Origin of the sequence: Mitsuaria sp. GD03876 (assembly GCF_029840635.1) — a bacterium.
Taxonomy (GTDB): Bacteria; Pseudomonadota; Gammaproteobacteria; order Burkholderiales; family Burkholderiaceae_C; genus Roseateles.
The window spans coordinates 1-22,984 of the sequence record NZ_JAOCCU010000053.1 but is presented as its reverse complement, the minus strand read 5'-3'; the positions used below and the strand labels follow the sequence as shown (position 1 = coordinate 22,984).

The 22,984-nt window shown below is 71.0% G+C and carries 25 protein-coding genes; 21 read left to right on the top strand and 4 right to left on the bottom strand.

Annotated features, from left to right (window positions below; all coding sequences use genetic code 11):
* The first annotated feature begins 32 nt into the window (after positions 1-32).
* From N5D62_RS24385 to N5D62_RS24305, 17 genes are all read left to right on the top strand, one after another.
* On the top strand, positions 33-821 hold the full coding sequence (locus N5D62_RS24385) for an SDR family NAD(P)-dependent oxidoreductase (RefSeq protein ID WP_279760559.1): 789 nt from the start codon (positions 33-35) through the stop codon (positions 819-821).
* On the top strand, positions 821-1,324 hold the full coding sequence (locus tag N5D62_RS24380; protein ID WP_279760558.1) for a MarR family transcriptional regulator: 504 nt from the start codon (positions 821-823) through the stop codon (positions 1,322-1,324). Before N5D62_RS24385 ends, N5D62_RS24380 begins: the two co-directional genes overlap by 1 nt.
* 105 nt (positions 1,325-1,429) lie before the next feature.
* Positions 1,430-2,269 (top strand): enoyl-CoA hydratase family protein, encoded by an 840-nt coding sequence (locus tag N5D62_RS24375; RefSeq protein ID WP_279760557.1) that lies wholly within the window; start codon positions 1,430-1,432, stop codon positions 2,267-2,269.
* 8 nt (positions 2,270-2,277) lie between these two features.
* Positions 2,278-3,429 (top strand): acyl-CoA dehydrogenase family protein, encoded by a 1,152-nt coding sequence (locus N5D62_RS24370; RefSeq protein ID WP_279760555.1) that lies wholly within the window; start codon positions 2,278-2,280, stop codon positions 3,427-3,429.
* Positions 3,430-3,439: 10 nt separating this feature from the next.
* Complete coding sequence (locus N5D62_RS24365) at positions 3,440-5,074, top strand: AMP-binding protein (RefSeq protein ID WP_279760552.1); 1,635 nt, start codon at positions 3,440-3,442, stop codon at positions 5,072-5,074.
* Between the two features lie 181 nt (positions 5,075-5,255).
* Entirely contained in the window at positions 5,256-6,386 is a 1,131-nt protein-coding gene (locus N5D62_RS24360) for an ABC transporter substrate-binding protein (RefSeq protein WP_279760584.1), read from the top strand.
* Between the two features lie 37 nt (positions 6,387-6,423).
* Entirely contained in the window at positions 6,424-7,344 is a 921-nt protein-coding gene (locus N5D62_RS24355) for a branched-chain amino acid ABC transporter permease (RefSeq protein ID WP_279760551.1), read from the top strand.
* 5 nt (positions 7,345-7,349) lie between these two features.
* Positions 7,350-8,315, top strand: coding sequence for a branched-chain amino acid ABC transporter permease (locus tag N5D62_RS24350; RefSeq protein WP_279760547.1), 966 nt, complete (start codon positions 7,350-7,352; stop codon positions 8,313-8,315).
* A 91-nt stretch (positions 8,316-8,406) separates the two neighbouring features.
* Positions 8,407-9,174: an ABC transporter ATP-binding protein gene (locus N5D62_RS24345; protein WP_279760583.1), complete on the top strand. Its 768-nt coding sequence runs from the start codon at positions 8,407-8,409 to the stop codon at positions 9,172-9,174.
* Positions 9,175-9,182: 8 nt separating this feature from the next.
* Positions 9,183-9,884 carry an ABC transporter ATP-binding protein gene (locus N5D62_RS24340; protein ID WP_279760582.1) on the top strand — a complete coding sequence of 234 codons (702 nt, stop codon included), beginning with the start codon at positions 9,183-9,185 and terminating at the stop codon, positions 9,882-9,884.
* A 25-nt stretch (positions 9,885-9,909) separates the two neighbouring features.
* Complete coding sequence (locus N5D62_RS24335) at positions 9,910-10,353, top strand: thioesterase family protein (RefSeq protein ID WP_279760546.1); 444 nt, start codon at positions 9,910-9,912, stop codon at positions 10,351-10,353.
* Positions 10,354-10,366: 13 nt separating this feature from the next.
* A complete protein-coding gene (locus N5D62_RS24330; RefSeq protein WP_279760545.1) occupies positions 10,367-10,801 on the top strand; it encodes a RidA family protein in 435 nt (144 codons plus the stop codon).
* A 65-nt stretch (positions 10,802-10,866) separates the two neighbouring features.
* Positions 10,867-12,060: an acyl-CoA dehydrogenase gene (locus tag N5D62_RS24325; protein ID WP_279760544.1), complete on the top strand. Its 1,194-nt coding sequence runs from the start codon at positions 10,867-10,869 to the stop codon at positions 12,058-12,060.
* A 173-nt stretch (positions 12,061-12,233) separates the two neighbouring features.
* Positions 12,234-12,428 (top strand): hypothetical protein, encoded by a 195-nt coding sequence (locus N5D62_RS24320; protein ID WP_279760543.1) that lies wholly within the window; start codon positions 12,234-12,236, stop codon positions 12,426-12,428.
* The gene (locus tag N5D62_RS24315; RefSeq protein WP_279760542.1) at positions 12,429-12,848 is read left to right on the top strand and encodes a hypothetical protein; all 420 of its coding nucleotides are present in this window, start codon (positions 12,429-12,431) and stop codon (positions 12,846-12,848) included.
* Positions 12,849-12,988: 140 nt separating this feature from the next.
* Positions 12,989-13,762: a class II aldolase/adducin family protein gene (locus tag N5D62_RS24310; RefSeq protein WP_279760540.1), complete on the top strand. Its 774-nt coding sequence runs from the start codon at positions 12,989-12,991 to the stop codon at positions 13,760-13,762.
* A 143-nt stretch (positions 13,763-13,905) separates the two neighbouring features.
* Entirely contained in the window at positions 13,906-14,868 is a 963-nt protein-coding gene (locus N5D62_RS24305; RefSeq protein WP_279760539.1) for a tripartite tricarboxylate transporter substrate binding protein, read from the top strand.
* 30 nt (positions 14,869-14,898) lie between these two features.
* On the opposite strand, the gene N5D62_RS24300 is transcribed toward N5D62_RS24305, so the two are convergent.
* Both N5D62_RS24300 and N5D62_RS24295 read right to left on the bottom strand, forming a co-directional pair.
* Complete coding sequence (locus N5D62_RS24300) at positions 14,899-15,327, bottom strand: CopD family protein (protein ID WP_279760538.1); 429 nt, start codon at positions 15,325-15,327, stop codon at positions 14,899-14,901.
* The gene (locus N5D62_RS24295) at positions 15,324-15,626 is read right to left on the bottom strand and encodes a DUF3817 domain-containing protein (RefSeq protein WP_279760537.1); all 303 of its coding nucleotides are present in this window, start codon (positions 15,624-15,626) and stop codon (positions 15,324-15,326) included. Before N5D62_RS24295 ends, N5D62_RS24300 begins: the two co-directional genes overlap by 4 nt.
* Before the next feature lie 154 nt (positions 15,627-15,780).
* Here N5D62_RS24295 and N5D62_RS24290 point away from each other — a divergent pair, with 154 nt between their 5' ends.
* Positions 15,781-16,767: a helix-turn-helix domain-containing protein gene (locus tag N5D62_RS24290; RefSeq protein ID WP_279760536.1), complete on the top strand. Its 987-nt coding sequence runs from the start codon at positions 15,781-15,783 to the stop codon at positions 16,765-16,767.
* Between the two features lie 79 nt (positions 16,768-16,846).
* Here N5D62_RS24290 and N5D62_RS24285 read toward each other — a convergent pair whose 3' ends face one another.
* Positions 16,847-17,320: a hypothetical protein gene (locus N5D62_RS24285; RefSeq protein WP_279760535.1), complete on the bottom strand. Its 474-nt coding sequence runs from the start codon at positions 17,318-17,320 to the stop codon at positions 16,847-16,849.
* Positions 17,321-17,674: 354 nt separating this feature from the next.
* On the opposite strand from N5D62_RS24285, the gene N5D62_RS24280 reads away from it, so the two are divergent.
* Complete coding sequence (locus tag N5D62_RS24280; protein WP_279760534.1) at positions 17,675-19,741, top strand: prolyl oligopeptidase family serine peptidase; 2,067 nt, start codon at positions 17,675-17,677, stop codon at positions 19,739-19,741.
* A gap of 28 nt (positions 19,742-19,769) precedes the next feature.
* Here the strand turns inward: N5D62_RS24280 and N5D62_RS24275 are convergent, their stop codons facing one another.
* Positions 19,770-20,633 carry a LysR substrate-binding domain-containing protein gene (locus N5D62_RS24275; RefSeq protein ID WP_279760533.1) on the bottom strand — a complete coding sequence of 288 codons (864 nt, stop codon included), beginning with the start codon at positions 20,631-20,633 and terminating at the stop codon, positions 19,770-19,772.
* A gap of 175 nt (positions 20,634-20,808) precedes the next feature.
* On the opposite strand from N5D62_RS24275, the gene N5D62_RS24270 reads away from it, so the two are divergent.
* On the top strand, positions 20,809-21,858 hold the full coding sequence (locus tag N5D62_RS24270; RefSeq protein ID WP_279760532.1) for a putative 2-aminoethylphosphonate ABC transporter substrate-binding protein: 1,050 nt from the start codon (positions 20,809-20,811) through the stop codon (positions 21,856-21,858).
* Between the two features lie 28 nt (positions 21,859-21,886).
* Complete coding sequence (locus N5D62_RS24265) at positions 21,887-22,945, top strand: ATP-binding cassette domain-containing protein (protein ID WP_279760531.1); 1,059 nt, start codon at positions 21,887-21,889, stop codon at positions 22,943-22,945.
* Positions 22,946-22,984: the final 39 nt, after the last annotated feature.

Sequence of the window (22,984 nt, the reverse complement as noted above, 5' to 3'; positions counted from 1 at the left end):
GCGGGCGAACGGCACATCGGCAAGGGAACGACATGAGCGACAAGTACCCCCTCGAGGGCCTGCATGCGGTGGTGACCGGCGGCGGCTCCGGCATCGGCGCCGCGATCGCCCAGGCGCTGATCGCCGACGGCGCGCGCGTCACGCTGATGGGTCGGCGCCTGGACAAGCTCCAGGAGCAGCGCGACCGGCTGAGCGTCGACGGCGGCCCCTCGGTCGAGCTGCAGGCCTGCGACGTCGGCGACGAGGCCAGCGTGCGCCAGGCCTTCGCGGCGGCGGTCGCCGCGGCCGGGCCGGTCGACCTGCTGGTCAACAACGCCGGCCAGGTCGAGACCGCGCCGCTGGGCAAGACCTCGCTGGCGACCTGGCAGCGTCTGCTCGACGTCAACCTCACCGGCAGCTTCCTGTGCAGCCGCGAGGTGCTGCCGGCGATGACCGAGCGCCGCTTCGGCCGCATCGTCAACGTCGCCAGCACCGCGGCGCTCAAGGGTTATGCCTACGTCGCCGCGTACTGCGCGGCCAAGCACGGCGTGCTGGGCCTGACGCGCGCGCTGGCGCTGGAGGTGGCGCGCAAGGGCGTGACCGTCAACGCGGTCTGCCCCGGCTACACCGAGACCGACATCGTTGCCGGCGCGATCGACACGATCGTCGCCAAGACCGGCCGCACGCCGGACGATGCGCGCGCGGAGCTGGCCGCGGTCAATCCGCAGGGGCGCCTGGTCGATCCCGCCGAGGTGGCGGCGACGGTCGCGTGGCTGGCGCGGCGCGACAGCGGGTCCCTCACCGGACAGGCGATCGCGGTGGCCGGCGGGGAGGTGATGTGATGCTGGATTCCGACCAGGACCTGGGCCCCGACCTCGAGTCGCGGCTGCGCGACGGCGACCACCAGGCGCTGCGGCTGTGGCTGCGGCTGCTGGCCTGCACCACGCGGATCGAGGACCAGATCCGCCAGCGCCTGCGCAACGACTTCGGCACGACGCTGCCGCGCTTCGACCTGCTGGCGCAGCTCGAGCGCAGCCCCGACGGGCTGACGATGCGCGAGCTGTCGCAGCGGCTGATGGTCACCGGCGGCAACGTCACCGGCGTCACCGACCAGCTCGAGGCCGAGGGCTTCGTGCTGCGCGAGCCGCATCCGTCGGACCGGCGCAGCGTGACGGTGCGGCTGACGCCGGCCGGCCGCCGCCAGTTCAAGCGCATGGCGGCCACGCACGAGGGCTGGATCGTCGAGCTGCTGGCCGGCTGGTCGCCCGAACAGAAGACGGCGGTGTACGAGCTGCTCGCGGGGCTGAAGGGCCACCTCGCGCAGCTGGACGCGGCCCGCAAATGAGCCGGCGATCGATCGCGCGGGGTGTCGCGCCCGGCACGACCGATCGCCGATGAACCGATCAGGACCGGATCACGCCCGGCCAACGACAGGATCACAGGAGTACCGATGGACAGTCACCTCATCACCGGCAACCGCCGCAGCCTCGAAGGCTTCGCCCCGGCGCACTTCAGCTGGCGCCAGGAAGGCGCGGTCGGCGTGATCACGCTGAACCGCCCCGAGCGCAAGAACCCGCTGACCTTCGCGTCCTACGCCGAGCTGCGCGACCTGTTCCGCACGCTGGCCTACGTCGACGAGGTGAACGCCATCGTCGTGCAGGGCGCGGGCGGCAACTTCTGCTCCGGCGGCGACGTGCACGAGATCATCGGCCCGCTGACGGCGATGTCGATGCCGGACTTGCTGGCCTTCACCCGCATGACCGGCGACCTGGTCAAGGCGATGCGCGCCTGCCCGCAGCCGGTGGTCGCCGCGATCGACGGCGTGTGCGCCGGCGCCGGCGCGATCATGGCGATGGCCTCGGACCTGCGCGTGGGCACCGCGCGCAGCAAGACCGCCTTCCTGTTCACCCGGGTCGGCCTGGCCGGCTGCGACATGGGCGCCTGCGCGCTGCTGCCGCGCATCGTCGGGCAGGGCCGCGCGTCGGACCTGCTCTACACCGGGCGCAGCCTGGGCGGCGAGGAAGCGCACCACTGGGGCTTCCTCAACCGCCTGGCCGAGCCGGACGCGCTGGAGGCGCAAGCCGTGGCCTGGGCCGCGGAGATCGCCGCCGGGCCGAACTTCGCGCATGCGATGACCAAGCGGATGCTGCACCAGGAGTGGACGATGGGCGTGGACGAGGCCATCGAGGCCGAGGCGCAGGCCCAGGCGATCTGCATGATGACGCAGGACTTCCACCGCGCGTATCACGCGTTCGTCGCGAAGCAGCGTCCCGAGTTCAAGGGCGATTGAGGACGGCCATGCAGCACCTGAAACACCTGGACTGGCCGTTCTTCGACGACAGGCACCGCGCGCTGGCCAGCGCGCTCGACGCCTGGTGCGCGACGCACCTGGCGCATGGCGCGGTCGACCATGAGGACGTGGATGCCAGCTGCAAGGCGCTGGTGAAGGCGCTGGGCGCCGGCGGCTGGCTCACGCACGCGGTGGCGGGCGAGGGCGAGGCCATCGACACCCGCGCGATCTGCCTGCTGCGCGAGACGCTGGCGCGGCATGATGGCCTGGCCGATTTCGCGTTCGCGATGCAGGGCCTGGGCTCGGGCGCGATCTCGCTGATGGGCACGCCGGCGCAGCGCGAGGCCTACCTGCCGCGGGTGGCGCGCGGCGAGGCGCTGGCGGCCTTCGCGCTGTCGGAGCCGGAGGCGGGCTCCGACGTCGCGGCGATGCGATGCGCCGCGCGGCCGGACGGCGATGACTACGTGCTCGACGGCGAGAAGACCTGGATCTCCAACGGCGGGATCGCCGACTTCTACGTCGTCTTCGCCCGCACCGGCGAGCAGCCCGGATCGCGCGGCATCAGCGCCTTCATCGTCGACGCCGGCCTGCCGGGGTTCGAGATCGCGGAGCGCATCGACGTGATCGCGCCGCATCCGCTGGCGCGGCTGCGTTTCACGAACTGCCGCGTGCCCCGGACCGCGATGGTCGGCGCGCCGGGCGAGGGCTTCAAGGTGGCGATGCGCACGCTGGACGTGTTCCGCACCTCGGTGGCGGCGGCTTCGCTGGGCTTCGCCCGCCGGGCGCTGGAGGAGGGCCTGCATCAGGCCCGCGAGCGCGAGATGTTCGGCGCCACGCTGGCCGACCTGCCGCTGACGCAGGCCAAGCTGGCCGACATGGCCTGCACCGTCGACAGCAGCGCGCTGCTGGTCTACCGCGCCGCCTGGGAACGCGACCAGGGCCGCACGATCACCCGCGAGGCCGCGATGGCCAAGCTGATGGCCACCGAGGGCGCGCAGCGCGTCATCGACGCGGCGGTGCAGCTGCACGGCGGACGCGGCGTGCGGCGTGGCGAGATCGTCGAGTCGCTGTACCGCGAGATCCGCGCGCTGCGCATCTACGAGGGCGCCAGCGAGGTCCAGCAGTTGATCATCGGACGCGACCTGTTGAAGAACGGATAAGGACGCCCTCATGCACCGCACCGCCCACCAGGACACCTTCGCCCGCGACCACCTCCCGCCGCGGGAGCAGTGGCCGGAGTTGATCTTCGAATTGCCGGAGCTGCAGTTCCCCGAGCGGATGAACTGCGCGCATGAGCTGCTCGATCGCTGGGTCGAGCAGGGGCACGGCGGGCGGCCTTGCGTGATCGGCGGCGACGGCCGCGGCGGCGAGGTGCATTGGACCTACGCGGAGCTGCAGGCGCAGGCCAACCGCATCGCCCATGTGCTGGTGAACGAGATGGGCGTGGTGCCCGGCAACCGCGTGCTGCTGCGCGGCGCCAACACGCCGCAGATGGCGGCCTGCTGGTTCGCGGTGATGAAGGTCGGCGCGATCGCGGTGGCGACGATGCCGCTGCTGCGCGCGAAGGAGTTGGCGCAGGTCATCGACAAGGCGCGGGTGTCGCACGCGCTGTGCGACGCGGCGCTGGCCGAGGAGCTGGACGCGGCCCGCGCGCGCTTCCCGGTGCTGGAACGGGTCTGCCTGTTCCGCAGCCAGGCGCCCGAGGGCCTGGAGGCGCGGGCCGGGCGGCAGCCGTCGACCTTCGACAACGTCGACACCGCGTCCGACGACTGCGCGCTGATCGCGTTCACCTCGGGCACGACCGGCCAGCCCAAGGGCACGATGCACTTCCACCGCGACGTGATCGCGATTTGCCGCTGCTGGCCGGTGCACTGCCTGCGCGCCAACGCCGACGACGTCTTCATCGGCAGCCCGCCGCTGGCCTTCACCTTCGGGCTGGGCGGGCTGCTGCTGTTCCCGCTGAGCGTGGGCGCGTCGACGGTGCTGCTGGAGAAGGCCTCGCCGGAGGCGCTGCTGCCGGCGATCGCCCGGTACCGCGCGACCGTGTGCTTCACCGCGCCGACCTCGTACCGCGCGATGGCGGCGCAGGCGGGTTCGCACGACCTGTCGTCGCTGCGCAAGTGCGTCAGCGCCGGCGAGGCGCTGCCCGCGGCCACGCGCCAGCTGTGGAAGGACACGACCGGCCTGGAGATGATCGACGGCATCGGCGCGACCGAGATGCTGCACATCTTCGTCTCGCACACCGAGGCCACGGCGCGCCCCGGCGCGACCGGCAAGGCGGTGCCGGGCTACCGCGCGCGCGTCGTCGACGAGGACGGGCGCGATGTCCCACCGGGCACCGTCGGCAAGCTCGCGGTGCTGGGGCCGACCGGCTGTCGCTACCTGGCCGACGACCGGCAGCAGAAGTACGTGAAGCACGGCTGGAACCTGACCGGCGACGCCTACCTGATCGATGCCGACGGCTACTTCGTCTACCAGGCGCGCACCGACGACATGATCATTTCCGGCGGCTACAACATCGCCGGACCGGAGGTCGAGTCGGCGCTGCTCGCGCATCCCGACGTCGCCGAATGCGCGGTGATCGGCGTGCCCGACGAGGAACGCGGCCAGCTGGTCAAGGCCTTCGTCGTGCTCAAGCCGGGCGTGTCCGCGGACGTCGACGAGGCCGCGCGGGCCAAGGCGATGCAGGACTTCGTCAAGGCCACGATCGCCCCGTACAAGTACCCCCGTGCGATAGAGTTCCGCGCCAGCCTGCCCCGCACCGAAACCGGCAAGCTGCAGCGTTTCCGCCTGCGCGAGCAGTGATCCCCCCGACCGCGCCTTGCCGTACGGGCGCGACCTTCCGACCCGCCCCGTCCGGGGCCTTCTGGAGCGTCCGATGAACGCCAACGATTCGAAGCAGTCGCCGCAGTACGAGCCGTCCTCCCCCCGCCGCGCGCGCACCGCGCCGGCCATCGCCGCGGTCGCCGCCCTGGCGGCCTCGGCGATGCTGGCCTTGCCGGCGCGGGCCGCCGACAAGCTCAAGGTCGGCATGCTGAGCACGCTGTCGGGCGCGGGCGCCGGCCTGGGCGTGGACATCCGCGACGGTTTCGCGTTGGCGGTCAAGCACGGCGGCGGAAAGCTCGGCGGGCTGCCGGTGGAGACCGTCATCGCCGACGACCAGCAGAACCCCGAGGTGGCCAAGCAGTCGGCCGAGCGGCTGCTCAAGCGCGACAAGGTCGACGTGATGACCGGCATCGTGTTCTCCAACGTAATGCTGGCGGTCGGCCCCGGCGTGTTCGCCGCCCAGGTGCCCTATGTCAGCGCCAACGCCGGGCCGTCGCAGTACGCCGGCGAGCAGTGCAACCCGTACTTCTTCAACGTCGCCTGGCAGAACGACAACCTGCACGAGGCCATCGGCAAGACGGTGATGGACAAGGGCTTCAAGAAGGTCGTGGTGCTGGCGCCCAACTACCCGGCGGGCAAGGACGCGGTGGCCGGCTTCAAGCGCTACTACAAGGGCGCCGTCGCCGACGAGATCTACACCAAGCTCGGCCAGCTGGACTACGCGGCCGAGCTGGCGCAGGCGCGCGCCGCCAAGCCCGACGCGATGTACATCTTCCTGCCCGGCGGCATGGGCATCAACTTCATCAAGCAGTTCGTCGGCGCGGGCCTGTCCAAGGACATCACGCTGTTCGGGCCCGGCTTCTCCGCCGACGAGGACGTCATCAAGGCCGTCGGCGAGCCGATGCTGGGCATGTTCAACAGCTCGCACTGGGCGCACGACCTGGACAACCCGGCCAACAAGCGTTTCGTCGCGGACTTCGTCAAGGAGTACGGCCGCCTGCCGTCGCTGTACGCGAGCCAGGGCTACGACGCCGCGCTGCTGATCGGCGCGGCGGTGCGCGACGTCAAGGGCAAGGTCGAGGACAAGCCCGCGCTGCTCAAGGCGCTGAAGGCGGCGAAGTTCGACTCGGTCCGCGGGCCGTTCCGCTTCAACCACAACCAGTACCCGGTGCAGGACTACTACCTGCGCGTGATCACCAAGGACCCGCAGGGCCGCGTGACCAACCGGACGCTGGGCAAGATCTTCGAGCAGCACGCGGACGCCTACGCGCCGCAGTGCAAGATGAAGTGACGGCCGTGACCCTCGACGCACGACGGAGCGCGCCGCGATGAACCTGATCCTGGTCGCCGAGCAGGCCCTGAACGGGCTGCAGTTCGGGCTGATGCTGTTCCTGCTGGCGGCCGGGCTGACGCTGGTGTTCGGGATCATGGACCTGATCAACCTGGCGCACGGCTCGCTGTACATGGTCGGCGCCTACCTGGCCGCGGCGGCGATCGCGGCGGGCGCGTCCTTCCTGGCGGCGGTGCTGGCGGCGGTCGCGGGCACGGCGGTGCTGGGCATGGCGCTGGAGGTGACGCTGCTGCGCCGGCTCTACCAGCGCGACCACCTCAGCCAGGTGCTGGCGACCTTCGCGCTGATCCTGATGCTCAACGAGGGCGTGCGCATGATCTGGGGCGAGCAGCCGCTGATGCTGAACACGCCGGCCGCGCTGTCCGGCCCGGTGGAGCTGCTGCCCGGGCTGATGTACCCGGCCTACCGGCTGCTGATCATCGGCGTCGGCGCGGGCGTGGCGCTGGCGCTGTACCTGCTGGTGACCCGCACCCGCTGGGGCATGTGGGTGCGCGCCGGCGCGTCCAACCGCGCGATGACGACGGCGATGGGCGTGCCCGCCGACCGGCTCTTCACGGCGGTGTTCGGCCTCGGCGCGGCGCTGTGCGCGCTGGCGGGCTCGCTGCTGGGGCCGCTGCTGGCGGTGCAGGTCGGCATGGGCGAGAGCATCCTGATCCTGGCCTTCGTCGTGATCGTCATCGGCGGCATCGGCTCGATCCGCGGCGCGCTGGTCGGCGCGCTGCTGGTGGGGCTGGTGGACACCGGCTCGCGCACGCTGCTGCCGGCGGCGCTGCGGCAGGTGGCCTCGCCCGAGATCGCGTCCAGCGTCGGGCCGGCGGTCGCGTCGATCCTGATCTACGTGTTGATGGCGGCGGTGCTGTTCTGGAAACCGCGCGGCCTGTTCCCCGCGAGAGGCTGACCCCCATGCGCGCTCCCTTCACGATGCTCCATCACCGCGCGCTGGGCCCCTGGGCCTGGGCGCTGCTCGTCGCGCTGGCCGCGCTGCCGCCGGTGCTGCAGGCGACGGGGCTGGCGTTCTACACCGTCGTCGCCACGCGCGTGCTGATCTTCGCGATCGCGGCGGCGAGCCTGAACCTGATCCTCGGTTTCGGCGGGCTGGTCAGCTTCGGCCACGCGGCCTTCGTCGGGCTGGGCGCCTACACGGTGGCGGCGCTGATGGACGCGGGCATCGGCTCTGCCTGGATCGCCTGGCCGGCGGCGATGCTGGTCTCCGGCCTCGCGGCCGCGGTGATCGGCGCCATCAGCCTGCGCACGCGCGGCGTCTACTTCATCATGATCACGCTGGCCTTCGCGCAGATGTTCCATTACCTGGCCGTGTCGCTGAAGGCCTGGGGCGGCGACGACGGCCTGCCGATGGCGTCGCGCTCGGCGATGACCGGGCTGCCGGTGAACCTGGCCGACGACGCGTCGTTCTACTGGGTCGCGCTGGCGGCGTTCGCGCTGGTCTTCGCGGGCCTGCGGCGGCTGGTGAACTCGCCGCTGGGCTGGCTGCTGCAGGCCACGCGCGAGAACGAGACCCGCGTCGCCGCCACCGGCGGACGCGCCTTCACGGTGCAGTGGACGGCCTTCGTCGTGGCGGGCGCGGTCGCCGGACTCGCCGGCGCGCTGCTGGCCAACCTCAACGGCATGGTGTCGCCGCACCTGATGCACTGGTCGCAATCGGGGCAGCTGATGGTGATGGTGATCCTCGGCGGCGCGGGCGCGCTCTGGGGCGGGCCGCTCGGCGCGCTGGTGTTCCTGCTGCTGGAGGAGATGCTCTCCGGCGTGACGATCCATTGGCAGTTCGCGCTCGGCGCGATCCTGCTGGCGGTGGTGCTGTTCGCGCCGCGCGGACTGGCGGGACTGTCCCGGCGAGGCGCCCATGCGTGACGCCGCCACCCTCGCGCCGGACGACGCCGCGATGCTGTCGACCTCGGCTTCGGCTTCGGCTTCGGCATCCACCGCGCCGGCCATCTCGTCGCTGCCGGCGCTGTCGCTGCTCCAGGTCCACCGCCTGGTGAAGCGCTTCGGCGCGCTGACCGCGACCGACGAGGCCAGCTTCGACGTCCGCGCCGGCGAGACCCATGCGCTGATCGGCCCGAACGGCGCCGGCAAGACGACGCTGATCCACCAGATCTCCGGCGCGCTGGCGCCCGACGGCGGCGGCCTGTTCTTCGAGGGCGAGGACATCACCGCCTTGTCGATGCCGCGGCGCGTGCGCGAGGGCCTGGTGCGCTCCTTCCAGATCACCAGCATCTACCGGCGCTTCACCGTGCTGGACAACGTCGTGCTGGCGGTGCTGGCGCGGCGGCCGGCGGCGCCGTCGTGGTGGCGGCCGGCGCGCGCGGACGAGGCCGCCTACGCGGACGCCGAGGCGATGCTGGCGCTGGTCGGCCTGACGGCGATGGCCGATCGCGTCGCGGGCAGCCTCGCGCATGGCGAGCAACGCCAGCTCGAACTGGCGCTGGCGCTCGCGGCGCGGCCGCGGCTGTTGTTGCTCGACGAGCCGATGGCGGGCATGGGACCGGACGAGTCGGCGAGGATGGTCGAGCTGCTGTCGTCGCTCAAGGCGCAGCAGCTGACGCTGCTGCTGGTGGAGCACGACATGGACGCGGTGTTCCGGCTCGCCGACCGCGTGTCGGTGCTGGTCAGCGGCCGCGTGATCGCGACCGGCACGCCGGACGAGATTCGCCAGGATCCGGCGGTGAAGCAGGCTTACCTCGGCGAGGACGCGGAGGGGGACGCATGAGCGACGCGCTGCTCGAGATCGACGGCCTGCGCGCCGGGTATGGCGGCAGCCAGGTGCTGTTCGGGCTGGACCTGCGCATCGCGCCGGGCGAGGTCGCGACGCTGCTGGGCCGCAACGGCATGGGCAAGAGCACGACGCTGCGTTGCCTGACCGGCTGGCTGGCGCCCAGCGGCGGGCGCATCCGTTTCGCCGGCGAGGACGTCACCGGCTGGCGCGCCGACCGCATCGCGCGGCTGGGCCTGGCGATCGTGCCGGAAGGGCGGCAGGTGTTCCCCAACCTGAGCGTGCTGGAGCACCTGCGCGCGTTCGAGGCCAACCGCTGCCGCTCGGGCGCGCCGTGGACCGTCGAGCGCGTGTTCGCGCTGTTCCCGCGGCTGGAGGAACGCGCTTCCAACATGGGCTCGCAGCTCTCGGGCGGCGAGCAGCAGATGCTGGCGATCGGGCGCGCGCTGGTGACCAATCCGCGGCTGCTGGTGCTGGACGAGGCGACCGAGGGCCTGGCGCCACTGATCCGCGAGGACATCTGGCGCTGCCTGGACACGCTGCGCCAGGCGGGGCAGACGATCCTGGTCGTCGACAAGTACGTCAAGCGCCTGATCCGGCTGGCCGATCGCCACAGCATCCTGGAACGCGGCCAGGTGGTGTGGCGCGGGGACTCGGCGGCGCTGGCCGCCGACCACGGCCTGTGGCATCGCCACCTGGGCGTCTGAACGCCGCCACGAGGAGCCTGACGACATGACTGCCGCCTTCGAACGCGAGGTGCTCATCCGCTTCGGTCACTGCGACCCGGCGGGCATCGTCTTCTTCCCGCGTTACTACGAACTGCTGAACGCCTTCGTCGAGGACTGGTTCAACGAGGGCCTGGGCGTGCCGTACGCTGAGCTGCTCGGGCCGCGCCGCGTCGGGCTGCCGACGGTGCAGCTGCAGACCAGCTTCGAGCGCATCAGCCGCCAGGGCGACCGGCTCACGCAGCGGCTGTGGATCGAGCGCGTCGGTCGCAGCTCGCTGACCTTGCGCATCAGCTTCGACGGCGCGGACGGCACGCGGGTGAGCTTCGGCCAGGTGCTGGTGTGCACCTCGCTGGAGACGCACCAGTCGCAACCCTTTCCCGAGGACGTCCGCGCCGCGCTGGTGCGGGCGGTCCAGCAACAGCAATCCCATCAATCGTCCGAGCAGTAGAGGAGTCCCGACGATGAGCAACGAGAACGACAACACGAGCGCCGCCAAGCGGCTGCTGCAGCCCGAAGGCTGGCTGGCGCCGCGCGGGTATGCCAACGGCGTGGCCGCGACGGGGACGCAGGTCTTCGTGGCCGGGCAGATCGGCTGGAACGGGCAATGCCAGTTCGAGAGCGATGACTTCGTCGCTCAAGTTCGGCAGGCCTTGATGAACATCAAGGCGGTGCTGGCGGAAGCGGGGGCGGAGCCGGGGCACATCGCGCGGATGACGTGGTACCTGCTGGACAAGCGGGAGTACGTCGCCCGCGGCCGCGAGGTGGGGCAGGCCTACCGCGAGGTGCTGGGCAGCGAGTACGGGATCGCGATGACCGCCGTGCAGGTGGCGGGGCTGATCGAGGACCGTGCGAAGGTTGAAATCGAGGTGACGGCGGTGGTGCCGGCGCGGGACTAGGATCGTCCCCAGCCACCGTGTCGCGACACACGCATCCAGGCGATCAAGAACGGAAGAGAGACATCATGAGCCAAGCATCCAAGGCGGCGAAGGCCGCATTCCACTGGGACGATCCGCTGCTGCTGGAGCAGCAGCTGACCGACGACGAGCGCGCGGTGCGCGACGCGGCGCGGGCGTACTGCCAGGACCGGCTGGCGCCGCGGGTGGTGGAGGCGTTCCGGCACGAGAAGACGGACGTCGAGATCTTCCGCGAGATGGGCGAGCTGGGCCTGCTGGGCCCGACGATCCCCGAGGAGTACGGCGGCGCGGGGTTGAATTACGTCTGCTACGGGCTGATCGCGCGCGAGGTGGAGCGCGTGGACAGCGGCTACCGCTCGATGATGAGCGTGCAGAGCTCGCTGGTGATGGTGCCGATCAACGAGTTCGGTAACGAGGCCACGAAGCGCAAGTACCTGCCCAAGCTGGCCAGCGGCGAGTGGATCGGCTGCTTCGGGCTGACCGAGCCGAACCATGGCTCGGACCCGGGCTCGATGGTGACGCGGGCGCGCAAGGTCGACGGCGGGTATTCGCTGAGCGGCAGCAAGATGTGGATCACCAACAGCCCGATCGCGGACGTGTTCGTGGTCTGGGCGAAGGACGACGGCGGGCAGATCCGCGGTTTCGTGCTGGAGAAGGGCTGGAAGGGCCTGAGCGCGCCGGCGATCCACGGCAAGGTGGGCCTGCGGGCGTCGATCACCGGCGAGATCGTGATGGACGAGGTGTTCTGTCCCGAGGAGAACGCCTTCCCCGAGGTGCGCGGGCTCAAGGGGCCGTTCACGTGCCTGAACAGCGCGCGCTACGGCATCGCGTGGGGGGCGCTGGGGGCGGCGGAGTCGTGCTGGCACACGGCGCGGCAGTACACGCTGGACCGCAAGCAATTCGGCAAGCCGCTGGCGGCCAACCAGCTGGTGCAGAAGAAGCTGGCGGACATGCAGACCGAGATCACGCTGGGCCTGCAGGGGTGCCTGCGGCTGGGGCGGATGAAGGACGAGGGCACGGCGGCGGTGGAGATCACGTCGATCATGAAGCGCAACAGCTGCGGCAAGTCGCTGGAGATCGCGCGCACGGCGCGGGACATGCTGGGCGGCAACGGCATCAGCGACGAGTTCGGCGTGGCGCGGCACCTGGTCAACCTGGAGGTGGTCAACACCTACGAGGGCACGCATGACATCCACGCGTTGATCCTGGGCCGCGCGCAGACGGGGATCGCGGCGTTCTGAGCGCCGAGACGAGCCGCCACAGATCCGAGTCATTGATCGGGTGGATCGGCAGTGCAATGCTGCCGATCTTCCGCTCCTGCTCACCGGTCTCTTCAAGCCGCGTCGTCAGGTTTGTCCCTACCCGATCATCCTCAACTCGCCTCTATTGCCTCGCGGCAGTAGCATCGCACCCCATGAAGTCCTCGGCCGCCCGCAAGTACATCACCGTGCATACGATCCGGCGCGCGAACAAGCGCCTGATGACGCGTGATCGGGATCATGAGCCGTCACCCATCGTGCGGGCAGCGTTGCCTTGCCGGGAGGACATCGTGAAGGCAGCGAACAACGCACTCGAGCGATGGTTGGCGAAAGCCAAGGTCATCGCTTGAATGCTGCACCAGACCTTCCAGTCCTTCGTACAGAACCCCAAGGATCTCGCAGGCCTGATCGCCTACGCGCTCTACAAGGCCGACAAGGTCGAGTTCATGAAGACGCATCCCGATGCGGATGTGCATGGGTTTGTGCTCAGCATGAACCTGCCCTCGCAGATCGATACCTATCGAACGCGGGCGGAGATCATGCTCGAGGACATGGCCGAGGAGTCCTTGTCTGACGCACTGGCGGACGCGGAAGCCGATCATCTGCGACGCTTGAGGCGCATCGAACGTACGCTGGGTTTCTGGTCAGGCGTATGGTCCAACGTGATCGCCAATCTGATCGCCGCCGGTATTTCAATCCTGCTGGTTGTGATGGTGCTGGGCAGCAAGCTGAATTTTTGGTCGAGCCTTCTGAGGTACCTGGCGGAGTAGGGGGAGATTCCGGGGCGTGTGCGTTCCGGCGCCGGGCTTGGAATCTGTCCTGAACGCGACAGCCACGAGGATCGTCCGGGAGGACGATCCGCCGCGAACCGGGCCCGCCCGACGGCCCGGCGCGGCCAGGAGACGCGTTCATGGACGACATCACCGCCCAGATCCCCTCGCTCAAGGGCCAGGTCAGCGACGCCGAATGGCAGCTGCGCGTGGACCTCGCGGCCTGCTACCGGCTCGTCGCGCGCTACGGCTGGAGCGACCTGATCTTCACCCACATCAGCGCGCGCCTGCCCGGCGACGCCCATGAGTTCCTCATCAATCCCTACGGCCTGATGTTCGACGAGATCACCGCGTCGAGCCTGATCAAGGTCGACGCGCAGGGCAACAAGCTGCAGGAAACGCCGTTCCCGGTGAACCAGGCCGGCTTCATCATCCATTCGGCGATCCACGCCGCGCGCCCCGACGTGGGCTGCGTGCTGCACACCCACACACGGGCCGGCGTCGCGGTGTCGGCGCAGCAGGGCGGGGTGCTGCCGATCTCGCAGCAGTCGACCTTCGTGCTGGCCTCGCTGGCGTACCACGACTACGAAGGCGTCGCGATCCGTCCCGACGAGCAGCCCCGGCTGCAAGGCGACCTCGGCGACAAGATCTTCTATTGCCTGCGCAACCACGGGCTGCTGACCGTGGGCAGGACGATCGCCGACGCGTTCCTGTCGATGTACACCTTCGAGAGCGCCTGCCAGATCCAGATCGCCGCGCAGGCCGGCGGCGTCGCGCTGACGCCGGTGGACGACGCCATCATCCGCGGCACCGCCGAGTCGATGCGGGTGCAGACCGGCGGCCTGGGCGGCGCCTTCGTGTGGCCGACGCTGCTGCGGCAGGCGCGGCGGCAGTGCGCGGGATTCGACGTCTGAGCGGCCGCGAGGCCGCATCGAATCGACGCCGGATCCTTAACCTGCAGGAACGAAAGAATGGCCCGCCGCTAAATTCTGGACGGCCGTCTCCCGCCTAGCATGAGGCGACCCTGGCGCACGACCGGGGCTTCACAGGAGACACGATGAACCGCAGATCCGTCCTCGCGGCGCTGGCCCTCGCCGCCCTGTCGGCGAGCGCGCTGGCGCAGTCCTATCCCGACCGGCCGGTGCGCCTGGTCGTTCCCTACGCCCCCGGCGGCAGCGCCGACATCGTCGCCCGGCTGATCTCCGACGAATGGGGCAAGGCGCTCGGCAAGCCGCTGGTCGTCGAGAACAAGGCGGGCGCCGGCGGCAACCTCGGCGTGGCCGAGGTCGCGAAGTCGGCCGGCGACGGCTACACGATCGGGTTGCAGACCGTCTCCCTGGCCATCAACCCGTCGCTGACGGCGCGGATGCCCTACGACACGCTCAAGGACCTCGCGCCGATCGGCATGGTGGCGAATTCCCAGCACGTCCTGGTCGTCAACGAGCGCGTGCCGGCCAAGGACCTCAAGGCGCTGATCGCGCTGGCCCGGAGCCAGCCCGGCAAGCTGTCCTATGCGTCGGCCGGTACCGGCAGCACCTTCCACATGTCGGCGGAGCTGTTCAAGGCGGTCGCCGGCGTGAGCATTGTCCACATCCCGTATCGCGGCGGCGGCCCGGCGCTCAGCGACACCATCGGCGGCCAGGTCGACATGGCCTTCCCGGTGCTGTCCGCCGCGCAAGGCCACGTGCAGGCCGGCAAGCTGCGCGCGCTCGGCGTGACCGGGCCCAAGCGCTCGCCGCTGTTGCCCGACGTGCCCACCATCGCCGAGGCCGGCTTGCCCGGCTACTCGTTCGAGACCTGGTTCATGGTCTTCGCGCCGTCGGCCACGCCCAAGCCGGTGCTGGAGAAGCTGCATGCGACGCTCAACACCGTGCTCGCGTCGCCTGTGGTGAAGGAGCGGATGGCCAAGGAGGGCTTCGAGGCCAGTCCCTCGACGATCGCCCAGGCCCGCGCGCGGCTCGAGAAGGAGCTGCCGCAATGGGCCAAGCTCGTGAAGGAGCGCGGCATCACGGCGGATTGAGGCAGGGCGCCTCGACCGGGCCTCGGCCCGCTACGGCTTCACCACCGCGAGGATCGCGATCGCGCACAGCCCCGCGATCGCCATGGCAGGGGCGAGGCGCAACCATCCCGGCCCCGCCTCGCCGGCCTGGTCGAGCGGCCGGCGCAGCGTGGCCGACAGCATCCCGTGCAGCCCCGACAGCAGCACCACGATCGGCAACTTCGCGTTGAGCCAGAGTGCGCCGAACCAGCCGCCCCAGGTCGCCAGGCCGATGCCCAGCGCCCAGGCCGCGAGCATCGCCGGCGTGGTCACGCGCCGGTCCCATTGCAAGACGGCGGTGCCGATGCGCTTCTCATGCGGCAGCAGCACCGCATCCCGCGCGGGCCGCATCGCCGCGGCGGCGACGCCGAGCAGCAGCAACCCGCCGACCCAGGTCAACACCGCCGCGAGGTGCAGCCCCTTGATCCAGAGGTAGCTCATGCCGACGCTCCGCGGCCGAGCGTCACCCAGCTGTAGATCCCGCCGAAGGGCACGACCGCGGCGAGCAGCAAGCGCCACGCCGTCGAAGCCTCGACCTCGCGCGCCGCCGCGGCCTGCGCGAGCCGCCAGCAGAAGGCCAGGAAGGCCATGCCGTGGATCGGCCCCATCACCGAGACCGCGAGCGGCAGGCCGGCCAGGTGCTTCAACGGCACCGCGACGAGCACCAGCGCCAGCAGCGTGAAGGCCTCGAGCAGGCAGAGCAGGCGAAGGGATGAATTCCGGGGGGCGGCAGCGGGCAAGGATCTCTCCATCGACGGGAACGACCGGAATTCTTCCGATCCTGGCTCCGCGAGGAAAGTGGCTGAATCGACAATCTTCGACGGTATTCGGACAGGCGGGCGCAGAATGCGCTCGCTCCCGACCTGTCGTCCATCGTCCCTGGAACCTGTCCTCATGCCTGCCCGACCCGTCCCTGTCCCGCCCTCCACGACGGCCGTCCCGCATCGCATCGCGGTCCTCGCGCTGCCCGGGCTCATCGCTTTCGATCTCACGCTGGCCTGCGAGGTCTTCGGCCGCGCCGAGCTGGCGGACGGCCGCAAGGCCTATGCCGTCATCGTCTGCGGCGAGCAGGCCGAGATCGATGTCGGCGGCTTCACCCTCGGCGTGCGTCGGCGGCTGTCGGCGCTGAAGCAGGCCGACACGATCGTGGTGCCCGGCATCGCGTCGCCGGAGATCCCGGTCAGCGCCGCCGTGCTGCGCGCGCTGCGGGCGGCGCAGGCGCGTGGCGCGCGGATCGCGTCGATCTGCTCGGGCGCCTTCGTGCTGGCGCAGGCAGGGCTGCTCGACGGCCGTCGCGCGACGACGCACTGGGCCGCGGCGTCGTTGATGGCGGCGCTGCATCCGGCGGTCGACCTGGACCCCTCGGTGCTCTTCGTCGACGACGGCCAGGTGCTCACCTCGGCGGGCGCGGCCGCCGGCATCGACCTGTGCCTGCACATGGTTCGCGCGGACCTGGGGACCGCGGTGGCGGCTCGGGTGGCTCGGCTGTCGGTGGTGCCGCTACAGCGGGAGGGCGGCCAGGCGCAGTTCATCGAGGCGGCGGACCTGCCGCCGGACCGCGACCTGCAGCCGGTGATCGACTGGGCGCTGGCGAACCTGCATCGGCCGATCTCGATGGAGGACCTCGCGCGCGAGGGCTGCGTCAGCACGCGGACCTTGCATCGGCGTTTCCTGCAGCGTTTCGGCGTCGCGCCGGTGCGCTGGCTGATCGAGGCCCGCGTGCGTCGCGCGCAGGAGCTGCTGGAGACCGGCTCGCTGGCGATCGAGCAGATCGTGGCGGCGGTCGGCTTGGGATCGGCGGCCAACTTCCGGGCGCAGTTCCAGCGGATCGCCGGGGTCAGTCCGAGCGGCTATCGCAAGAGCTTCGGGCCGCGCGCCTGAGCGCCGGCGCGGGCCCGGATCCCCGCGCGGACCCTCGTCCTCGCCCCAGGCCTGGTCACGGGCCGGGGCTCAGACCGCATCAGAGCCACACCCGCGGACGACGGCCGAGGCTGGCGTCGACCAGCAGCTTGCGGGTCTTCTTGTCGAGCGCGTCGGCCGGCACATGGGCCAGCGCGAGCCGCGCGAACTCCGGCAGGCCGGAGAGTCCGGCCGCGATCCGCGCCTTCGCGCCGGCGCCGTCCTCGAGCACGAACCATTTCATCGTCGGCGAGAAGCGCACGCGCCGCACCTCGACCCAGCGCATCGTGCCGCGACCGCCGAGGCGGCGACCGAAGTCGAGCCTGTCGTCGTCGACTTCGTGACGGGCGAGGAAGTAGTCGAGGACCATCGGCAGCGCCATCAGGCCCAGCGCGACGAAGCACAGCGTGGTGCCGATCGTCGCCGCGGGATGCCGGCCGGTGGTGAAGGACACCGCGGCGAGCCAGAAGAAGAACGCCGCGCTGACCGTGCCGACGGCGAGCGTGGTGGCGGAGTGCCGCAGGGGAATGGACATCGTCGGGATTCGATCCGTGGAAACGGCGCGGGCGTGCCGGCCGCGAAGGCGCCGAGTATCCGCGACGTCGACGCCACGTCGGGCAGGCGAGGGCACCGGCATGCTGGCTGCAAGCGCTCGGGAACCGCCTTGGTCAAGCGGAATTTTTTCTGCCGCGAACGGCAGAAAATTGTCTGAAATCGCCGATCGCGGAAGATTTTTATCCGCTCACGGGAGATTTTTGTTCGGCGACGGCGGAGCGTCCGCTTCGGGACATCCCCAGCCCGTCCGGGCTCCCCTGGCCGCTAGCATCGGCCGCTATCACAAGACCAATCGCCGGCCGCCGTCGCGGCGCGGCGCCCCAGGGAGTCCCCGATGCATCCGATCGCCGTCGCGCGCCGCTGCGCGCTGTCGTTCAGCCTCGCGCTGGCCGGCCTGCACACCGTCGCGCTCGCGCAGCCCGCGCCCGCGCCGGCCTCGCTCGCCCCCGAGGTGTTCTTCAAGGACGCCGTCCTGCACGAGGCCCGGCTCTCCCCCAGCGGCAAGCGCCTGGCCGTCGCCGCCCCGGGCGCCGCCGGCCTGCGCGTCGGCCTGTACGTGTTCGAGCTCGGCGCCAAGATCGAGGCCCGCCGCGTCGTCCAGTTCAGCAACGACGACGTCGGCGCCTTCTACTGGGTCAACGACGACAAGCTCGTCTTCTCCGCCACCGACCGGCGCATCGCCTCGGGCACCCACTACCAGGCCAACGGCTTGTTCTCCGTCGCCGCGGACGGCTCCGGCGTGCGCCAGATCGTCCAGCGCGACAGCGATTCCGAAGGCGAGCGCAAGGCCTTCGGCGGCGCGCTGACCTTCAACCACCACCTGCTGCACGTGCCGTATCCCCACCCGGGCGAGCCCGGCAACCGCGTGCTGGTCGGCAAGTACGGCCTGAACCGCTCCAACAACACCGTCGCCTACACGCCGTACTGGCTCAACGTCGACACCGGCCGCGCGCTGCCCGCCGTCTTCGACGAGCCGCGCGGCGCCTACCGCTTCCTGTTCGACAGCCACGGCGAGGCCCGCGTCGTCCTCACCGAGCAGGAGAACGTGCGCACCGCCTTCTGGCGCGCGCCCGGCGAGAAGACCTGGACCGAGATCACCCGCGGCGACCTGCTGGGCCTGCCCTTCGTGCCGGTGGCCGTCGACGACGGCGGCCGGCTGTTCGTCGAGCGCCTCGAGGGACCGCAGCGCTACACCGTGCTGACGCGCTTCGACTTCCAGGCGCGCCAGCCCGAACCGCGCGCGCTGCTGAGCACGCCGGGCTTCGACCCCGAGCCCCAGGTGCTGCTCGACGCCGGCCGCACCGTCGGCCTGCGCTACCAGACCGATGCCTCCGCCACCGCCTGGTTCGATCCCGCGATGCGCGAGTTCCAGAAGCAGGTCGACGCCCGCTTCACCGACGGCGTCAACGACGTCGACTGCGCCCGCTGCGGCAAGCCCGACATGGTGGCCGTGGTGCGCAACCACTCGGACCGCGATCCCGGCACCTATTGGGTCTACCGCGCGGCCGCGCCCGAGGCCGAGCGCTGGTCGCCGCTGGGCGCGCAGCAGCCCGATGTCGATCCGCGCGCGATGGCCGGGCTGGAGCTGCACCGCATCAAGGCCCGCGACGGCGTCGAGGTGCCGGTCTGGCTGACCCTGCCCAAGGGCGTCGCGCCCGGCAAGCCCGCGCCGGCGGTGGTGCTGGTGCACGGCGGCCCGTTCCTTCGCGGCCGCACCTGGGAATGGGACGGCATGTCGCAGTTCCTCGCCTCGCGCGGCTACCTCGTCATCGAGCCCGAGTTCCGCGGCAGCCAGGGCTACGGCGACAAGCACTTCCGTTCCGGCTACCGGCAATGGGGCCAGGCGATGCAGGACGACGTGGCCGACGCGCTGCGCTGGGCCCAGTCGCAGAAGCTGGCCACCGACCGCGCCTGCATCGCCGGCGGCAGCTACGGCGGCTACAGCACGCTGATGGGCCTGGCCAAGGACGGCGACCTGTACCGCTGCGGCGTGGCCTGGTCGGGCGCCACCGACCTGATGCTCTGGATCAAGGGCGACCGCTGGGTCGACGACGACCTCGGCAGCTCCTACCGCAACTACCTCGCGCCGCAGGAGATCGGCGACCCGGTCAAGGACGCCGACATGCTCAAGGCCAATTCGCCGGTCTACCTGGCCGAGCGCATCCGCGCGCCGCTGATGCTGGTCTACGGCGAGCGCGACCGCCGCGTCCCGATCGAGCACGGCGAGCGCATGCGCGAGGCGCTGGTCAAGGCCGGCCGTCCGCCGGAATGGGTGACCTACCGCGGCGAGGCCCATGGCTTCGGCAACCTCGACAACAGCGTCGACTTCGCCAATCGCCTGCAGGGCTTCCTGGACAAGCACCTCAAGGGCGCGCCGGCCGCAGCCCAGGGCGGGCAGTAAGCCGCCCCGCGGACCGCCCCGGGCCGCGTCAGTCCGCCGCGCCCACGCAGTCCAGCATCGCCTCGATCAGCCGCGCGCCCTGCCGCTCCCGCAGGAAGTAGAGGTACTCCCGCACCAGCGGCATCGGTTCCTCGAAGGGCAGGGCGACCAGCTCGGGATGCCGGCCCGTCTCGTGCGCGGCGAAGATGCTCACGCCCAGCCCGCGCACGACGGCCTCGCGCAGCGCCTCGCGGCTGGCGATCTCCATCTGCCCCCGCGGCCGCACGCCGGCCGCGTCCAGCGCCCGCTCGCTGAGCGCGCGCGTCATCGAGCCGCGCTCGCGCACCAGCAGCGTCTGTCCGGCCAGCGCCGCCAGCGGCACCGCCGCCAGGCGCGCCAGCGCGTGCCCCCGCGGCAGCAACAGCACCAGCGGATCCGCGCCCAGCTCGACCCGGTGCAGCCGCGGGTCGTCCTCCAGGTGGCTCGACGTCGCCAGGTCGGCCTGGTAGGCCAGCAGCGCATCCACCATCTGCCGCGAGTTGCCCGCCGACACGCTCAACTCCACCTGCGGATGCCGCGCCCGGAAGCGCTGCGCCAGCGTCAGCGTGTAGTACGGCGCCGTCGCGCCCAGCCGCAGCAGCCCGCCCTGCAGCTCGGACGAGTTGCGCAGCGCGAATTCGATGTCCAGCTCCTGCTGCAGCAGCGCGTCGACCTGCGGCATCAGCCGCCGTCCGGCCTCGCTGAGCGTCAGCCGCCCGCCGCCGCGGTGGAACAGCTCCACCCCGTACTGCTCCTCCAGCGCCCGGACCTGCGTCGTCACCGTCGGCTGGGACAAGCCGAGCTGCTTGGCCGCGCCGGTGATGGAGCCCGTCCTCGCCACGGCGAAGAAGGCCTTGAGGTGGTTCACCAGCATGAGGACCCCGTCCCGGTCGCGTCCCCCAAATCCGCCAATACCGGCTTTCGGGAACTTTGGGCGTTTGACGCGCAGATGACATATGCCATTCCTACAGTGTCGCCCATCGATCGCCCCTCGCCGGCGCCGGAACACCCCGGCAAGCCGGTCCCCTCACCGACTCGTTGGAGCGCCCATGCGTCTCAAGTCCCTCTCGACCCTCGCCCACACCGCCGCCGCGCTGACGCTGGCCGCGATCGCCGCGATCACCAGCCCCGAGGCCCATGCCCAGGGCAAGACCGAGCTGCTGGTCTACAGCGCGCTCGAGGCCGACCAGATCAAGGCCTACAAGACCGCCTTCGAGCAGGACCACCCGTCCATCGAGCTCAAGTTCGTGCGCGAGTCCACCGGCATCGTCACCGCGCGGCTGCTGGCCGAGAAGGCCAACCCGCAGGCCGACGTCGTCTGGGGCCTGGCCGCCACCTCGCTGATGCTGCTGGACAAGGAAGGCATGCTGGCCGCCTACGCGCCCAAGGGCCTGGAGCAGGTGCGCGCCAACATGCGCGACCCGCGGCCCCAGCCGACCTGGGTCGGCATGGACCTGTGGTCCTCGGCCGTGTGCTTCAACACCGCCGAGGCCGGCAAGCGCAACCTGCCCAAGCCCGCCTCCTGGCTCGACCTGACCCAGCCGGTCTACAAGGGCCTGCTGACGATGCCGCATCCCGCCTCCAGCGGCACCGGCTACCTGATGGTGTCGGCCTGGCTGCAGATGATGGGCGAGGCCAAGGGCTGGGCCTTCATGGACGCGCTGCACCAGAACATCGGCGTCTACACGCACTCCGGCTCCAAGCCCTGCCGCCAGGCCGGCGCGGGCGAGTTCCCGGTCGGCCTGTCCTTCGAGTACCGCGCCAACAAGACCAAGAAGGAAGGCGCGCCCATCGACATCGTCTTCCCCAAGGAGGGCCTGGGCTGGGACGTCGAGGCCACCGCGGTGATGAAGACCACGAAGAAGCTCGACGCCGCCAAGGCGCTGGCCGACTGGTCCGTCACCCGCAAGGCCAACGAGCTGTACGCGAAGAACTTCGCCGTGCTGGCGCTGCCCTCGGTGCAGGAGCAGCTCGAGTACGTGCCCTCCGACCTCGACAAGCTGCTGGCGAAGAACGACTTCAACTGGGCCGCCGCCAACCGCGACCGCATCCTGGCCGAGTGGTCGCGCCGCTACGAGGCCAAGGCCGAGAAGAAGTAAGCCACCCAGCGACAGGCACGGGCTCCTCATGCTGCATCTGCGTCAGATCACCAAGCGTTTCGGCCTCCAGACGGTGCTGCAAGGCATCGACCTGGACCTGCAGGCTGGCGAGTTCGTGTCCTTGCTCGGCCCCTCGGGCTGCGGCAAGACCACGCTGCTGCGCATCGTCTGCGGCATCGAGACGCCCGAGCTCGGCCAGGTGCTGATGCAGGGCCAGGACATCACCGGCTGGCCCGCGTCGCGGCGGCGCTTCGGCGTGGTGTTCCAGTCCTATGCGCTGTTCCCCAACATGACGGCGCTGGAGAACGTCCGCTACGGCCTGACCGAGCTGCCCAGGCGCGAGGCCGTCGAGCGCGCGGACGAGATGCTGGCGCTGGTGGGCCTGACGGAGCAGGCGGGCAAGTTCCCGTCGCAGCTCTCCGGCGGGCAGCAGCAGCGCGTGGCGCTGGCCCGCGCGCTGGCGCCCCGGCCGAAGCTGCTGCTGCTGGACGAGCCGCTGTCGGCGCTGGACGCGCAGGTGCGCCAGGAGCTGCGCGCGGAGATCCGCGCGCTGCAGCAGCGGCTGGGCATCACCACGCTGATGGTGACGCATGACCAGGACGAGGCGCTGGCGATGTCCGACCGGGTGGTGCTGCTGGCCAAGGGCCAGATCGCGCAGCAGGGCGCGCCGCGCCAGCTCTACGACACGCCGGCCAGCGCGCTGGTGGCCGGCTTCGTCGGCCGGATGAACTGGATGGACGCGCAGGTGGTCGCCGAGGGCCGCGTGCGCATCGGCACGACGCTGGTGGACTGCGACACCCGTGTCTACAAGACCGGCAGCGTGGTGCGGGTGGGCGTCCGGCCGGAGGCGCTGCGGCTGCTGGACGGCGAGGGCGCGATGATCCGCGCCCGCATCGACGCGCTGCAGTTCCAGGGCGCGATCACGCAGGTGCTGCTGCGCTGCGACGCGCTGGGCGGCGAGCTGACGCTGGACCTGCCCAGCGCCGAGGCTGCCGGCCTGACCGAGGGCGAGGTCCGCGGCCTGCGGCTGCCGCCCGCGGCGGTGCAACTGTTCGACGCGCCGCTGTCGATGCGGAGGGCGGCGTGAGCGTCGGGGACATCCCCGGCGGGGAAGGTCCTGCGCGTC